This is a genomic window from Robertmurraya sp. GLU-23 (assembly GCF_052983275.1).
Map to the genome: position 1 here is coordinate 130,442 of NZ_JBRKCV010000004.1, position 15,262 is coordinate 145,703.

General features: G+C 39.1%; 21 protein-coding genes. 16 read left to right on the forward strand and 5 right to left on the reverse strand.

Annotation, left to right across the window (positions count from 1 at the left end; translation table 11 throughout):
• Positions 1-9: 9 nt before the first annotated feature.
• From ACVBAX_RS09760 to ACVBAX_RS09790, 7 genes are read left to right on the forward strand one after another with little or no spacing between them, the layout of a single operon-like run.
• Positions 10-762 carry an ABC transporter ATP-binding protein gene (locus ACVBAX_RS09760; protein WP_447116854.1) on the forward strand — a complete coding sequence of 251 codons (753 nt, stop codon included), beginning with the start codon at positions 10-12 and terminating at the stop codon, positions 760-762.
• A complete protein-coding gene (locus tag ACVBAX_RS09765) occupies positions 759-1,526 on the forward strand; it encodes an ABC transporter permease (RefSeq protein ID WP_447116855.1) in 768 nt (255 codons plus the stop codon). Before ACVBAX_RS09760 ends, ACVBAX_RS09765 begins: the two co-directional genes overlap by 4 nt.
• The gene (locus ACVBAX_RS09770; RefSeq protein ID WP_447116856.1) at positions 1,523-2,524 is read left to right on the forward strand and encodes an ABC transporter substrate-binding protein; all 1,002 of its coding nucleotides are present in this window, start codon (positions 1,523-1,525) and stop codon (positions 2,522-2,524) included. Before ACVBAX_RS09765 ends, ACVBAX_RS09770 begins: the two co-directional genes overlap by 4 nt.
• A gap of 12 nt (positions 2,525-2,536) precedes the next feature.
• Entirely contained in the window at positions 2,537-3,313 is a 777-nt protein-coding gene (locus tag ACVBAX_RS09775) for an SDR family oxidoreductase (protein ID WP_447116857.1), read from the forward strand.
• A gap of 7 nt (positions 3,314-3,320) precedes the next feature.
• Complete coding sequence (locus ACVBAX_RS09780) at positions 3,321-3,935, forward strand: thiamine phosphate synthase (RefSeq protein WP_447116858.1); 615 nt, start codon at positions 3,321-3,323, stop codon at positions 3,933-3,935.
• Entirely contained in the window at positions 3,932-4,135 is a 204-nt protein-coding gene (gene thiS, locus ACVBAX_RS09785; protein ID WP_447116859.1) for a sulfur carrier protein ThiS, read from the forward strand. Before ACVBAX_RS09780 ends, thiS begins: the two co-directional genes overlap by 4 nt.
• A gap of 4 nt (positions 4,136-4,139) precedes the next feature.
• Positions 4,140-5,156 (forward strand): thiazole biosynthesis adenylyltransferase ThiF, encoded by a 1,017-nt coding sequence (locus ACVBAX_RS09790; protein ID WP_447116861.1) that lies wholly within the window; start codon positions 4,140-4,142, stop codon positions 5,154-5,156.
• A gap of 44 nt (positions 5,157-5,200) precedes the next feature.
• Here the strand turns inward: ACVBAX_RS09790 and ACVBAX_RS09795 are convergent, their stop codons facing one another.
• Positions 5,201-5,656, reverse strand: a complete 456-nt coding sequence (locus ACVBAX_RS09795; protein WP_447116862.1) for a hypothetical protein — start codon at positions 5,654-5,656, stop codon at positions 5,201-5,203.
• 12 nt (positions 5,657-5,668) lie between these two features.
• Entirely contained in the window at positions 5,669-7,600 is a 1,932-nt protein-coding gene (locus ACVBAX_RS09800; protein WP_447116863.1) for a peptidoglycan-binding protein, read from the reverse strand.
• Positions 7,601-7,726: 126 nt separating this feature from the next.
• On the opposite strand from ACVBAX_RS09800, the gene ACVBAX_RS09805 reads away from it, so the two are divergent.
• A complete protein-coding gene (locus ACVBAX_RS09805; protein ID WP_447116961.1) occupies positions 7,727-8,233 on the forward strand; it encodes an N-acetyltransferase family protein in 507 nt (168 codons plus the stop codon).
• Positions 8,234-8,330: 97 nt separating this feature from the next.
• Entirely contained in the window at positions 8,331-9,308 is a 978-nt protein-coding gene (locus ACVBAX_RS09810) for a DUF3231 family protein (protein WP_447116962.1), read from the forward strand.
• Between the two features lie 42 nt (positions 9,309-9,350).
• On the opposite strand, the gene ACVBAX_RS09815 is transcribed toward ACVBAX_RS09810, so the two are convergent.
• The 3 genes from ACVBAX_RS09815 to ACVBAX_RS09825 are packed head-to-tail and all read right to left on the reverse strand — an operon-like array spanning position 9,351 to position 10,868.
• A complete protein-coding gene (locus tag ACVBAX_RS09815; RefSeq protein WP_447116864.1) occupies positions 9,351-10,046 on the reverse strand; it encodes an alpha/beta fold hydrolase in 696 nt (231 codons plus the stop codon).
• Positions 10,047-10,064: 18 nt separating this feature from the next.
• A complete protein-coding gene (locus ACVBAX_RS09820; protein WP_447116865.1) occupies positions 10,065-10,322 on the reverse strand; it encodes a hypothetical protein in 258 nt (85 codons plus the stop codon).
• Positions 10,323-10,334: 12 nt separating this feature from the next.
• Complete coding sequence (locus ACVBAX_RS09825) at positions 10,335-10,868, reverse strand: helix-turn-helix domain-containing protein (protein WP_447116866.1); 534 nt, start codon at positions 10,866-10,868, stop codon at positions 10,335-10,337.
• A 215-nt stretch (positions 10,869-11,083) separates the two neighbouring features.
• Here ACVBAX_RS09825 and ACVBAX_RS09830 point away from each other — a divergent pair, with 215 nt between their 5' ends.
• The 7 genes from ACVBAX_RS09830 (at position 11,084) to ACVBAX_RS09860 (ending at position 15,196) form a co-directional block, all read left to right on the forward strand.
• A complete protein-coding gene (locus tag ACVBAX_RS09830) occupies positions 11,084-11,305 on the forward strand; it encodes a hypothetical protein (RefSeq protein ID WP_447116867.1) in 222 nt (73 codons plus the stop codon).
• A 61-nt stretch (positions 11,306-11,366) separates the two neighbouring features.
• The gene (locus ACVBAX_RS09835; protein WP_447116868.1) at positions 11,367-11,810 is read left to right on the forward strand and encodes a hypothetical protein; all 444 of its coding nucleotides are present in this window, start codon (positions 11,367-11,369) and stop codon (positions 11,808-11,810) included.
• A gap of 18 nt (positions 11,811-11,828) precedes the next feature.
• On the forward strand, positions 11,829-12,353 hold the full coding sequence (locus ACVBAX_RS09840; protein WP_447116869.1) for a GrpB family protein: 525 nt from the start codon (positions 11,829-11,831) through the stop codon (positions 12,351-12,353).
• 169 nt (positions 12,354-12,522) lie between these two features.
• Complete coding sequence (locus tag ACVBAX_RS09845) at positions 12,523-13,221, forward strand: response regulator transcription factor (protein WP_447116870.1); 699 nt, start codon at positions 12,523-12,525, stop codon at positions 13,219-13,221.
• Complete coding sequence (locus ACVBAX_RS09850) at positions 13,218-13,892, forward strand: HAMP domain-containing protein (protein ID WP_447116871.1); 675 nt, start codon at positions 13,218-13,220, stop codon at positions 13,890-13,892. Before ACVBAX_RS09845 ends, ACVBAX_RS09850 begins: the two co-directional genes overlap by 4 nt.
• Before the next feature lie 36 nt (positions 13,893-13,928).
• Entirely contained in the window at positions 13,929-14,579 is a 651-nt protein-coding gene (locus ACVBAX_RS09855) for a sensor histidine kinase (protein ID WP_447116963.1), read from the forward strand.
• Positions 14,580-14,632: 53 nt separating this feature from the next.
• Positions 14,633-15,196 carry a PepSY domain-containing protein gene (locus tag ACVBAX_RS09860; protein ID WP_447116872.1) on the forward strand — a complete coding sequence of 188 codons (564 nt, stop codon included), beginning with the start codon at positions 14,633-14,635 and terminating at the stop codon, positions 15,194-15,196.
• Positions 15,197-15,262 lie beyond the last annotated feature (66 nt).

Sequence of the window (15,262 nt, forward strand, 5' to 3'; positions counted from 1 at the left end):
AGAAGGGAAATGCAGGCACCATATATACAATTAAAAGAGGTCGGTCTTACCTATGAGAAAGATCAAAAGGATACCATCCGGCAATTTTCCCTTGATATTAAGGAAGGGGAATTTATCAGCATTGTTGGAAAAAGTGGCTGCGGAAAAACAAGTCTTTTACAAATGATTGCAGGACTGCAAAAGCCTACCACTGGAATGGTTACTATAGGTGGGCATGAGGTGAAAGAACCGGTTGATGAGCTTTCATACGTTTTTCAAAAACCCATTTTGCTAGAATGGAAGACGATTTTGGAGAATGTCTTACTTCCACTCCAGTTAAAGAGAAAATTGACAGAAAAGGATATGAATAAGGCAAAGGAAATGCTAGATCGTGTCGGTCTTACAGATGCGATTCATAAATTTCCATATGAGTGCTCGGGAGGAATGCAGTCAAGAGTGGCAATCGTACGTGCTTTACTAGATCAACCACACATCCTTTTGATGGATGAACCATTTTCTGCCCTAGATTCTTTTACAAGAGATCAGTTGCATGTTCAACTTAATGAATTAATTGATATGTACAAACCAACCGTATTATTTGTCACCCATGATCTGCAGGAAGCATTTTTCCTGTCTGACCGGATCATTCTTCTAGGTGGGGAACCTGGAAGAATTCTTCAAGAGTACCAAGTACCGTTCACTCGACCAAGACAGAAGACTATTTTTTTTGATCCGTCTTTTTTCAACTTTCAGCAAGATATGAATGAGAGGCTTCAATCATGAAGAAAATCTATCTATATTCGACTCTATTATTTATTTCCCTACTTATTTTGTGGGAGATGATTGTAAAGGTGATGAAAATATCAACGCTGATTTTACCCAAACCAACAACGATTGTAGAAAATCTTTTCACCCTGGTACTTAGTGGGTATTTTACGCCACATATTTTCACAACCCTAGTTGAAATTATAAGCGGATTTTTTGTAGGTGCTCTCATTGGAATCGGGCTAGGCCTTTTAGTTGCACAGTCGAACACCCTTCGACTTGTTCTGAAGCCCTATATTATTGCCACACAAGCGATGCCAAAGGTCGCACTAGCTCCACTTCTCATTCTATGGTTTGGGTACGGATACACGCCAAAGATTTTGATTGTGGCATTAATCAGTTTCTTTCCTTTATTTGAGAGTACCATAACGGGTTTATTAGTAGTCGACAAGGACCGTTTAGCCCTTTTTCAGCTATTAAAAGCTAGCAAATGGCAAACCTTGTGGAAACTGCAGCTGCCAACCGCTATCCCTTACTTGCTTTCGGGTATGAGGGTGGCAATTGTCCTTAGTGTGGTTGGAGCAGTTGTTAGTGAGTTTATTGGTGCCAATAAAGGATTGGGAGCGTTAATTATCGTGGCACAAGGAATGATGGATACGCCCTTATTATTTTCAGCCTTTATTCTATTAACAATCATTGGCATTTTTTTGTACGCTTTGATATCTGTCATCGAACAACTTTTTTTAAGAAAATATACAACTTATCGGAGGAAAAACTCGTGAAAATATTTAAAGGATTATTACCTATTTTACTAGTATTAACAGTCATAGTAACGGGATGTTCAAAGGAAAGTAGCCAACCAGCTGAAACAGAAAAACAAGTGGAAACGATTCGAATGGCCTCATGGAGCAAGCCAATTGTTGAACAAAGCAACTTATACGTGGCCGAGGAAAAAGGGTTTTTTGAAAAAGAAAATCTAAAATTTGAATACATACCGGGAGCTGGTGGAGGAGATGCGGTTAAGAATATCTTGGCTGGAAATGCTGATATAGCTTTCGCAAACCTAGAGGCCGTTCTGTTAGCAGCCGAAAAAGGTGAAAAATTGAAGATCATTTATAATATTTATCCTGAAAACGTATTTAACTTGGTTTCCTTAAAGGAAAGCAATATCCAATCGATAGAGGATATAAAAGGAAAAAACGTCGGTGTTTATAGCCTAGCAAGTGGTACGTATCAAAATTTACAAGTGCTATTGCATGACGCTGGGGTGAAGGAAGAGGAAATTACGGTAACAGCAACCGGTGTTCTTAATTTCGCCCCTTTGATGGAAGGGCAAGTGGCTGCTACCGCTGCTACTGATACCGGTTTGTATGATGCTAGGCAAAAGGGCTTAGGCGAAGTAAATATCATTGAAGTGAAAGATGTTCTAAATACTCCATCTGATGTGTTTGTAGTTACCGAAAAAGTATTTAATGAAAAGAAAGACTTGCTTATGCGCTTTCTTCAAGTCTACAAAGATAGCATAGAGTACACGATGGAGAACCCAGATGAGGCGGCTGATATAGCAATGAAGCATGCAGTGGACGGTACCGATATCAAACGAAACAAAGAGATTATTGCGATAAGAAACCAAACAAGTAAGAACAACAAGGGTCTCGGGATGTTCGACTTTACTGTTTTAAAAGAGGTTGAAGCTTCTTACGTAGACATGGGATTATTACAAAAAGCGGTCCATATCGAAGACCTTACAACGAACGAACTTGTTGAGCAGCTAAAATAAGGGGGTGTAGATGTGAATCTCTCTTTAGCAGGAAGGGTATGTATGATCACGGGCTCAAGCCGAGGCATTGGAGCAGCATTTGCTGAAAGCTTCGCCTCCGCAGGGTGTCATGTAGTTATCAATTATTTTAAAAATGCAGAAAAGGCAGAAATACTGGCGGAAAAATTACAAAAAAAATACGGAGTGGACTGCCTAGCCATTCAAGCAGATGTGACGAATGAAAATGATGTAAGAAGATTGATAAGTATGGTAATTGAAGAGTTTGATCGGATCGACATTGTAGTTAATAACGCCCTCCATGGATATCTTTTTGATCCTACAGAAAGAAAATGGGCATGGGAAGTAGAGTGGAAAGATTATCAAAAACAAATCGATGGTTCGTTAAAGGGAACCTATCTAATGTGTAAATACACGATACCTCATATGAAAGACATGAACTTCGGTCGAATCATTAATATGACCACCAATTTATTGTATCGTCCGATTGTACCTTACCATGACTATAACACAGCCAAGGGAGCCGTCATGACCTATTCGCAAAACTTAGCAGCTGATCTAGGAAGGTTCGGTATTACCGTTAATTGTATTGCTCCAGGGCTAGTGTACCCGACAGAAGCAAGTAAACGAACAAAGGAAGAAGTGAAATCAGTCATTCTTGCTGAGACACCTCTAGGGAGAATTGCCCGACCTGAAGATATTACTGGAACGGCACTTTATTTAGCTAGCAATTGGGCACGATTTGTTACCGGTCAAACCATCATCGTTGACGGTGGATATACGATGAAATAAGGAGTGTATGATGAAAAAAGAATTGCATGTCATTTCAACAGGACAGCAAGAAAAAGCAGATATGATCAAAATTGCCCGAAGCATTCACTCATATGTGGATTATATTCATTTACGGGAGAATCATCGGTCACCAGAAGAAATTCTTCACTTCATTCAAGGCATGAAAGAAGCTGATATCCCCCTTTCAAAAGTGATACTAAATGGATCGTCAAGTATAGCGTTAGCTGGAGGAGTAGGTGGGATTCAGCTTTCCCATAGAGGCGAAGATGTATTAATGGTAAAAAAGTATTATCCGATGTTACGAGTCGGATGCTCCGTACATTCGCTCAGTGAAGCATTGGAAAAAGAAAAAAGGGGTGCCGATTTCTTACTATTTGGGCATGTGTACGAAAGTACTTCTAAGCCTGGACTCCGTCCGCGTGGTTTGTATGCTTTACAAGAAATCACTGCCTACGTAGCTATTCCTGTCATTGCAATCGGCGGGATGATCCCTTCGAATGTAAAGGACGTACTTACGGCAGGTGCTAGTGGAGTGGCTGTCTTATCGGGTATTTTTGGAGCGGATGATCCAGTAAGAGCTGCCATCAATTATCATAAGGAACTTGAGGAGATTGGAAAATGACTATTTACGTTAATGGAAAAGAAACACTGTTAGAAACAGGAACCAATACAATCATGACACTTATTGAATCTTACGAACTGAATCCAAAGGTTGTCATTGTTGAACACAACAAAGATATCGTTGCAAAAGAAAACTATGAATCAACAATACTTGAACATGGTGATCATATCGAACTCGTACATTTTGTTGGGGGAGGCTGATGATTTGAACGACCGTTACTCGAGACAAGAACTTTTTTCACCAATAGGAAAAGAAGGTCAAAAGGAAATACAGCAATCACATGTATTAATTATTGGAGCAGGCGCACTAGGAACAGCACTTGCTGAATCTCTCACACGAGCAGGAATAGGAAAACTAACTATCGTTGATCGGGACTACGTTGAATGGAGCAATCTTCAACGCCAACAACTATATAGCGAATCAGACGCTCGTGATCGGATCCCAAAGGCTGTGGCAGCAAAAAAACGGCTGCAGAATATTAACTCTGACGTGGAAGTAGTATCACACGTGATGGATGTAAGCATCGAGGAGATGGAGCAATTAATTGTAGGGGTTGATCTTATTTTAGATGCCACCGATAATTTTGACACGCGACTGCTCATCAATGATATATCACAAAAAGCGAACATTCCATGGATTTATGGAGCATGTGTGGGGAGCTATGGGTTATCTCTTACCATTATCCCTGGAAAAACTCCATGCTTGCAATGCTTGTTAGATAGTATTCCTCTAGGTGGAATGACCTGTGACACAGCAGGCATCATTTCACCCGCAGTTCAAATCGTCGTTGCACACCAAGTAACAGAAGCACTCAAGCTAGTTACTGGAAATCTAGCAGCACTTCGAGGCAATCTTTATTCGTTTGATTTATGGCTGAATTCATCGTCATCGATTTCAGTAGAAAAAATGAAAAAAGATGATTGCCCGTCTTGCGGAAAGACTCCAAGCTATCCGTATTTAGATAAAAGCAACTCAACAAAAACAGCGGTGCTATGCGGAAGAAATACCGTACAAATTCGACCAGCGACCAACACAACGTTAAATCTTGAAACACTAGCTGATCGATTAAAACCCTACGGTCAAGTGAGTAGAAATCATTATTTACTGTCACTGACGAAGGGAGATCACCGACTTGTTTTCTTTACAGATGGACGTGTGCTTATACATGGAACAAAGGATATTGCAGAAGCAAAAAAACTGTATTATCAGTTTGTAGGATAATCGAAAGGGTCCTAGTCTTTAAAACTGGACCCCTTTTATATGCCTTATTGTCCGGTCACAGTCACATTTCTTACCGAAAATTCCGTTTTCTTCTTCTCTTTTGTTAATACAAATACATCTACTTGTGATGTTTCACTCTCAAGTATAAAGTCTAGTTGTTTTGTACTCCAATTACTTGTTAATGAGACTTCCGATTCTGTTTCTTTTAAAAATTTGCCTCTAGCATCTGTTTCTTCGATTTTTAAAATGACCGAACCTAATCCTTTGGATTCCAATTGAAACAAAATGTTTTTCGAATCAAGGTCTTTAGGTGTTGCAACAAAACCTTCTCCGGCCTTCAATCCTTCTGTTTTAATGAGAAATTCTCCGTTTTGACTCTCTTGAACCACAGCTCCAACACCAAGTAACTGAATGCTCTTTATTTCCTTCGCAAAAATACTTTGGCTATTTACCACAAAAGCGAGCAAGATTATCAGAAACACATGCATCGTTTTTTTCATCACTTCATCCTCCTATTTAGTTATCGTATCTAATTTACTGAGAGTTGCTGGCCCTGCAATACCATCAGCTTTTAATTTATATTTCTTTTGAAACGCAATGACGGCATTTCTTGTTGCTGCATCATACGAACCATGTGAATTTCCTCTGTATACACCATTTTTCTTTAATTTGTTTTGCATATCCACTACAGCCGTACCTTTTGAACCAGAACGTAAGGTAGGGTACTTTTTAACAGTGGTTGTAACTGGTTTTGATACGGTAGCCACTTTGGTTGGGGCGATTACTGCATCAAGCTTGGATAAAGTAGCAGGTCCTGCGATACCGTCCGCTTTTAGCTTGTATTTTTTCTGAAAGGCAATGACCGCATTTCGGGTACTTGTATCGTATTTACCATGAACACTTCCTTTATAAATTCCCGCTTTCTTTAATTTATTTTGCATATCCGTCACAGCTGATCCACTTGATCCCACACGAAGGGTTGGATATTTCTTTATTGGTGCTGCTACGACAGGTGCCGGTGCTCTGGGTGGCGTAACTGCTGGTTTTGGTGCTGGAGCAGGTGCGGGTACCGGCGTTGTTGGTACTGGTGCAGAAACAGCACCAGGTGTATTTGCAGCTGGTTGACTTTTTAATGGTGGTTGAGTATCTGTTTCGGTTTGCTCTTTTGGCTGAGTATCACTAACTGGAGAAACTTCCAGCTGTCCATCATGCGCTAACCATGTGCGATACGATTGCCAAATGGAGGAGCTTTCTTGTCCTAAGCTCCAGCTTCCAGAACCCTTAAGATTATATTTATGAATTAACTGTAATTTCGCTTTAATCGACTCATGATTTTCATACCAAATATGATACGTACCAGCTGTAAGTTTGTTACCGGCAATGGTCATGGTTGGGTCTCCTGATTTAATCGTAATCGTTGCTTTAGGAGATTGTGATGCTTCATCATAGGTTACCGTACCGCCATATTTGGCGAGCATTTCGTCAACCCGGTTATTTGAAATACCCGCTCCACCTGTTGCTTCACCTTCTTTCCAGTATCGGCCATAAAAAGGAATGCCTAGAACGATTTTGTCGGCAGCAACTCCTTGATTCAAAGAATATTGGATGGAGCGTTCCACCCAGCTGTAACTTGCGACCGGTCCTTGAGGTCCACCGGCATAGCTTTCATCATATGCCATAATCATTAAATAACTGGCATATTTCGAAAGCTCTTTGTAGTCATAAGAACCGTGCCAACCTTTGGTCCATCCGTTCGGGTTAGCAGCAACCGCTACCGACACCTCCTTGTTTGCAGGAAGTTTTTCACGCAATAAGCGGACCAAATCCGTGTAGGCTTCACGATCGATATCTGTCACATTTTCAATATCCACCTGAACTCCATCAAGATTATTTTTCACGATAAACTCGGCGATTTGAGAAGATAATTTTTCACGGTTGCTAAGTGCCTGGCGTCCTAGGGTTCGGTCCCAATGATTACTTAAAAAAGGAATGACTTTTATGCCGCGGGCGTGCATTTGAGTAACAAAAGCTGGATCATATTGAGAAGTAATTTTGAGAGACCCATCTGCATTTAAATCAAAATAGCTGGGGGACACTTGGCTTAAGTTTCCTTGTGTTTTATCAACTTGAGAGATATAAGAGCTCGTATTACCAAAATACAAATAACTCATGTTAAAAGTGACTTCGTGAGCGGAAGTTCTTAATGAAGGGAAGTTAGCAAGAATCATAACACCAGAAACAACTAGAACCCTTGCGATCTTTAATCCAGGGTATTGCTTCTTTACAAAGATGTTTGCAGAGTTTTGGAGAGATTCCTCGTTTTCTTCACCAACTTCTGAACTAAACTCAGTTAGCAATTTTTGTTTATCTATTTTCATATGTACAGTAGCTATAAGCTGACCATCTTGTTCTTTTAGTTCAATATGTGAAAATTCATACATCATCTTGATCACCACCTGGTGTTAGTATGTTCTATCGGCTATTTAATCATTAAAATACATAATCGAGAACGAAGGGTTTCTTGATATAATGGGGTTATTATGAAGTTCATGAGGGGAGAGGACAGAGTGATGATTCGTAAAGCCTTACAAGCGGATGCAAAGGGCATTGCCAAAGTCCATGTTGATAGCTGGCGAACCACATATAAGCATATTTTCCCAGAAGATTACCTACAATCACTAACGTATGAAAGTCGAGAGAAACTATGGAAAAGTGTAATCCCTAACGGATATGTATATGTCGCTGAAAATCATCAAGGGGAGATCGTTGGCTTTTCATCAGGTGGGAAAGAAAGAACAGGAGACTACCCAGGGTATGAGGGAGAATTATATGCGATTTACCTTCTGCAGGAGTACCAAGGGAATGGGATTGGACGCCAACTCATGAAGCCGTTAATTGAACAGTTCACTATTGATGGAATTAATTCAATGACGGTATTGGTATTGGAGGAGAATCCATCAAAGCTTTTTTATCAATCACTCGGAGCGATAGAAATTGACCGACTACAAGATACATTGGCTGGGAAAGAAGTAATTGAACTTGTATATGGATGGAAAGACATATCAAAATTCGAATAAAATACAACTATATCGTTTACATAAAACTCATGAATTTCGTTTGTTTCGCCAACAATAAGAAATAAAGTTTTTAATGAGAGGACGATCATAGTTGAAAATGAAAATGGATTTGACCGCAAGTGAACTAGGTTATCTTTGGTCGATGTACCAGTCCCTATCCATGAATATGTGCATTCTAAAGTATTTTGACCAAATTGTTGAAGATGATGAGATTAAAGGGTTAAATAAGGAACTTTTAGCATGTTGTCTGACCGCACAAGGTGAAATCACCACGATAATGAATAATGAGAAATTCCCCATTCCTGTTGCCTTTACGGATCAAGATGTAAACTTACAAGCAGGCAAACTATTTACAGAACCACTCATCCTTTATTATCACTGGTTTGTTTCAAAAGGAAACTTAAATTATTCATCCATTGCCTTGAATACCATTGCTCGGGAAGATATATTTGTTTTGTTTAAGCGCTATAATACCGAGTCTTTAGAAATGTTGGATAAGGCAAGAAGTCTTTTACTCGAAAAAGGATTATGGATTCGTTCACCTTATATCCCCATCCCAATTGAGGTTCAATTTGTTCAAAAACAAAGTTACTTAACTAAATGGCTTGGGGAGCATCGTCCGTTGACAGGACAAGAAATTTCGATGATTTTTTATAATATTTTAACGAATGAAGTTGGGCTCACAGTGATGAAAGGCTTTATTCAGGTAACCGATGATGAGCCTTTCAAATCTTATATGATAAAAGGGAAAGAAATAGCAACGAAGCATATGAACACATTAAGTGAAATATTTAAAAAGGAGGAAATCTCCACTCCAGGTGCATGGAGCGTGAGTACGACTTCTTCCAAAATAGCTCCATTTTCAACAAAACTAATGATTTCTCTAATCAATTTCTTAAACTCTCAAGGAATCGCTAACTATGGTGTGGCTTTAACAAGTTCAATGAGAAGTGATATTTTCAGAACCTTTACTAGCCTAATGGCAGATGTTGCTCGGTATACTGAAGATGGGGCGAATATTTTGATTGAACATGGTTGGTTTGAATCTCCACCACAAGCATCAAAATTAACGTAAATAAAAAACGACCTCCTTTATCAGGATGGTCGTTTCATATATTTAAGAGATAATGTGACTTAGATTTTTCGTTTCTAAAAGTTGTTTCTCTACCCAGTTTCGTAATAGCTTCTCTAGTTCGGGATGAAGGGGGAGGGAAGACTCAGCGATTATGTCTTTCTTGGCCGTTAGCATATGGGAGGTCTGAGCTTGAAATTTCAGTGAATGACCCATATTCTCCACAATATAATATTCAGAATCACCTTTAACAAAGCTAGCTAAGTCCTCTAAAACAGCAGGGTTTGCTTGAATGTCCCTAGAGCCAGTGATCGCAAGAACGGGACAAGTAACCTTAGCTAAATCCTCCCGTACATTATAGGCAAAATGTTCACGCATCCATTTTGCATTGATGGTCTGAAATTGAACCTTCATCGTGTCCTTTTTAGATTCCATCACTTTTTGCATAAAGGCCTGGGCCTGAGGTTCAATTTTTTTATCAGTTTTAAACAAGCGTAACAGGAACCCAATAAACCCTTTGGCACTCCTCATATCCACAGCTGCTATCTCTCGTTGCCTTTTTAACGCTTCTTCTAAACGTTCCACGGCACCTGCAAGTAAAATCAATCCAGAGATTGGTTCTCTAGCTGCTAGAGCTGTTCCAATCATACAACCTTCACTATGACCAAGGACAATCACTTGATCTGCATCCACAGCATCATGCGATTTTAAAAACTGAACAGCTGCTTGCGAATCGTCCACTAGATCCCAAAGACCAGTTCAGTTATAATCACCTTCGCTTTTTCCAACGCCACGCTTATCATAACGTAAAGTAATAAATCCAAGCTCTGTAAAAAACTGTGCCAGCTGTTTGTATAAATTAAGGTCTAACTTTTTATTTACTTTCCCATCACGATTCAGCTTTCCAGTGCCAGGAATAATCAATATGGAAGGAGACTTTTGCTGAACACGATCAGGAAGGGTAAGGCTTCCACTTAATTTAACTTTGCTTTGAATAACAACCTCTGTTTCTCTCATACACATCTCTCCCTACTCATTTGGTTCTGGTATGATGATATTAGCGAATGTTCGTTTCCTTCTATTTAATGCTTGCTTATTCGTTAGGACTTTAGAATACACTTGCCCGAGTTCTTGAAGGAGCGAAGTGAACTCTTCGTCAGATAAATAAAGGGAAGCTTGGCGTAATGAAACTCCATCCTTTACAAAGTCTACCTTTTCCTGTGAAACGTACCGTTCATATTCAGCCATTATATTAGCGATATACTTCATGAAAAGAGCCATGTATTGTTCTTTATTATAGTTGGCTAGGTCATCAGTCCCTAAGTTAATTTCCTTGGGTTGAAGAGAATAGCATTTTTCTACCGTTCCCCGGATCTGTTGCTCATCTACTACAAACACAACTTTGGATTCAAATAGTTTTTTTAAATGACGATAAAGGGTCGCTTGGGGAATGTCAGGCATTCTTTCTTTCATTTGTTGAACAGTTAAGGGCTCGCTAACAAGAGACTGGATGATTCTCATGCGAACAGGGTGTAGGATGACGTCTGCTTTTGATTCACTCATATAAGCTAGCTCCTTTTTATTTATTATCACTATTGATAATGATAATATAAACGTTTTATTGGAAAAAGTAAAGAACAATTCAAAAATAGAAAGGTGCTACGCTGTGCTATCAGAAAGATATCACACTTCTACTTAAGTGCATTGCTGGACAATACTGTATAAGTAGTCTATGGATGTCTATACTAATATCAGTTTCTAACTAGGAGGAATATAGAGTGAAACACGATCATGACCATGGAGAAGATTTTATGAATCGAAAAACTCTAAAGCAAACTTTAGAGGAAACTCTTGAACTTGAAAATCAGCTTTTACGAACATACGCCATTACCGCAGAAGCGGTCCATGAAGACCATGAGCTTAAAACAAGATTACATAATATGGCTGAAGGAAATGCAAAAAGAGTCAATCAAATTGAGTATGAGCTTAAAAAGTTATAAAATGGAAAAAGGGTGCAGAATTCGTTGCACCCTTTAACTTCGACTTAGAGGAGAGATGAAGATGAGTGCTTCATGGTTATTTGTTCTTTCATCCGCAATAGCTGTAGTAGGTATTTCTTTTGCCTTTAACAAAATGATGCAACAGGTCCAAGAAAAAATAGAAAAAGGGGACCAACTAGACCTGAATACGATGCAAGCAGCGCAAACGAAGTTTTTTATTCAGGTGGCAATGGCTGAAGCGATCCCTATTTTCATCATCGTTTATGCATTTACGCTAATTGGCCAGGTAGTTGAGAATAATGTTATCGTACCACTCGTAGTTATTATTGGAATCTTGGTCGTTGCAATGGTTTCTCTTCTGCGTATCAGGAGGGATATCATGGGATCTCCAAGGTTGAATCAACAATCAGTAGGAATGATAAATACTTTATTTTTTATCGGTGCAGCACTGCTTTCTGCCATCCCTATCATTTCAATTGTTGGGATCATGACTGCAAGCTCGTAAAAAGGACGGATTCATTTTATGCGTAAAACAAATATCGTACCATGGTCAGAAGAATGGGCTAACCTTTTTGAAAAAGAGGCCGGACTTCTCAAACAAATCTTTCAAGATAACATGATTGACATTCATCATATAGGAAGCACCTCCATTAAAACAATTGGTTACGCCAAGCCTATCATCGACATATTGATGGTCGTACATGACATATCCAGAGTTGACCGTTTAAACAAATCCATGCTTGAACTCGGGTACGAAGCAAAAAGAGAAAATGGGATACCCGGAAGGCGATTCTTTCAAAAGGGTGGGGACCATCGCAGCCATCATGTCCATGTTTTTCAAGAAGGAGATAAACAAATTAATTTCCACCTAGACTTTAAAAGGTATTTACTCCAACACCCGGAACAAGCTGCCAAATACAAGCAAAAAAAGCTGGAACTAGCCAGCCAATTTCCCAATGAACATCATCGATACCAAGAAGGAAAACAAGAACTTGTTTCTGAACTAGCTGAGTTAGCCACAAAATGGAGCGAAGAACTAAAACATTGAAAGATTAATAGTTACTATTTATTTTGCAACTCGTTTTAGCCCTCCAATTGTTTTGGAGGGTTTATCTTATTCACTTTTCTCCTTACTTCTTCACACGCCATACACAAATTAAGTAAACAACATACATTTATGATAAAATGACGGTAAATTCCATTCTTTGGAGGTTTTAATGGATAAACCAAAGGTATTAATTATTGAGGATGAAGAAAAAATTGCCCGTGTTCTTGAGCTGGAACTCTCCTATGAGGGTTATGAGGTAAAAACGGCATTAAATGGTTTAGAAGGTTTTCAGATGTTTCAATCAGACTCTTGGGACGTCATTCTATTAGATGTGATGCTTCCTGGTATCAGTGGAATTGAACTTTTGCGACGGATTCGTTCAACACAGACAACTGTTTCAGTTATCATGTTAACAGCCAAAGATTCAGTTGAGGATAAGGTGTCTGGACTTGATCTTGGAGCAAATGATTATATGACAAAGCCCTTTCAAATCGAAGAATTGCTAGCCAGAATTCGTGTGTGTCTACGCAATAAGCTGCCGATTCTAGATAATGTCACGGAATCCGACTGGCTAATTTTCTCTGATTTAAAACTAAGCGAAACGACACACGAAGTAATGAGAGGGGAAGATCGAATTGAGTTAACCCCAAGAGAATTTACGTTGTTATCACACCTTATCAAACACCCAAGACAGGTGCTAAGCCGCGAACAGCTCCTAAACGGTGTATGGGGTTATGATTATTACGGTGACACCAACGTTGTTGATGTTTACATACGCTATTTAAGAAATAAAATCGACAAGCCCTATCCTACGAATTTGATTCATACAATTCGAGGCGTTGGTTATGTTCTAAGGGAAACAGAATGAAACTAAAAAATAAAATTAATTTATCTACAGCAGTCATGTTCATTGTTCTGTTAATCATTATTGTATTAACGATATATCTCTCTTTTAGCGCAATGGCGAAGAACCGTGAAATAGACAGAGTGTATGAAGAAGCGAAACAATCAACTACCGGTATTCACCAGTCGGATGCGTCTGTTCCGGTCCAACAACTTCTCCGAGCATACGTACCCGTAAATGGCCTTCTACAAATTGTTAAACCAGATGGAAGTAGCCAAGGAGCCGTAGCCGAGTCAGCACAACAATCGGAATTACGAAATTTATCCGTAACCTACTACGGGAAAGAAGAGAAGAAAATTATTAACAACAATGGAAATTCCTTTGCCTTTGTCTCACTCCCGATCGTATGGTTGGATGGAGAGGTTGTTGATCTACAAGTAATGGTCAGTTTACACTCAACCGATGAAATGCTTCACATATTAAAACTTCTTCTCATTGCTATCACCTCATTAGCGACCATTCCTGCCCTGATTTCTTCGAGGCTATTAGGAAATGTTATTACAAGACCCATAACATCCATGATTTACACCATGAAGGAAATACAAAAAAGTGGTCAATTTAAAAGACTTCTTTTACCGAAGAAAACAAATGATGAACTTTACCAAATGGGAGATGCATTTAATAAGATGATCTAGTTATTAGAGGTCAATTATCAGAAACAAGGAGAGTTTATTAGTAATGCTTCTCACGAACTTAAAACACCTTTAACAGTCATTGAATCTTATGCCAATTTATTGCGTAGAAGGGGGAAGGCGAGGCAAGAGGTGTTCGATGAATCCGTTCATGCCATTCTTTCTGAAACCGAACGGATGAGGGATTTAACCAACAATCTCCTTTTATTAGCCAAACACGAAGAGCAATGGCAAGTAAACATAGAGAAAATAGAACTATCGCCTTTGATTCAAGAAATTGCTCACTCCTTTCAACAGGCGTACCATCGACAAGTACATATCCATATTGAAGGTGTTCCCGTTATTGTGGCCGATCACCAAAGGCTCAAACAGCTTATCTATATTTTCATGGATAATGCACGTAAATACAGTGATGAAAGCATAGAAGTACGGTTACTTACTAAAGAAAATCTTGCTTATTTGGAAATAAAGGATTTTGGAATCGGAATTCCTGCTGATGATTTGGAAAAGATTTTCGATCGTTTTTACCGGGTAGACAAAGCAAGGGAGAGGAAGACAGGTGGCTTTGGATTGGGCCTTTCTCTAGCTAAAGAGTTAGCAGAGGCAATGAATATAAAGCTTCAAGTAGAAAGCAAAGAAGGGTACGGTACAACGGCACGTATTCTTTTTAACATCATTAACTCTCAGTAAATTCTCATTTTTCACAAGTATAATAGGGTTACTATCCAAACGGAGGGAGAAAAATGAGGCAAAAAAAGAGGGTCATTATCATTATTTTTCTTGGAATCATCGCAATCAGTACTGGAATCTTTTTTCAAACCTCTTCATTTGCCAGTCAAATGAGCGCTTCTGAGGCCGAAGAAAAAGTAGAACAATTGTATACAGGCAAAGTGATAACCACCCTTGAAAGAGATGATCGTTTTCTTATTACTTTGTCATTATCAGGTGGGGAGTACGAACTTGTCCTTGATCGAAAATCAGGCGACATTTTAAGTATGACCAAAACTAAAATTTCTCCAAATAATAACTCTGACACTACAACTGAAGAGGGCGTAGAGGCGGGAAAGGAAGAAGAACCCTCGGAGCCAACCCCAGCAAATGAAAAACCTCCAAGTCAAATTACGGAACAAGAAGTTATAGGGATTGCACTTGAAAAAATGGCTGGAACAGTGGAGGAAGTAGAACTCGAGGAATCAAACGGTGTTTCATACTACTTGGTTGAGATTGAAGCAAATGATCAGCAGGAAGCTACTATACAAGTTCACTCCATTACAGGAGAAGTCATAAGTATCACATGGGATGATTAAAACCTTTCTTTTCGTTTTCTCATCAATTTCTCATTTTCTTATCTGAGTTTCCTCATTTTCTCTGGC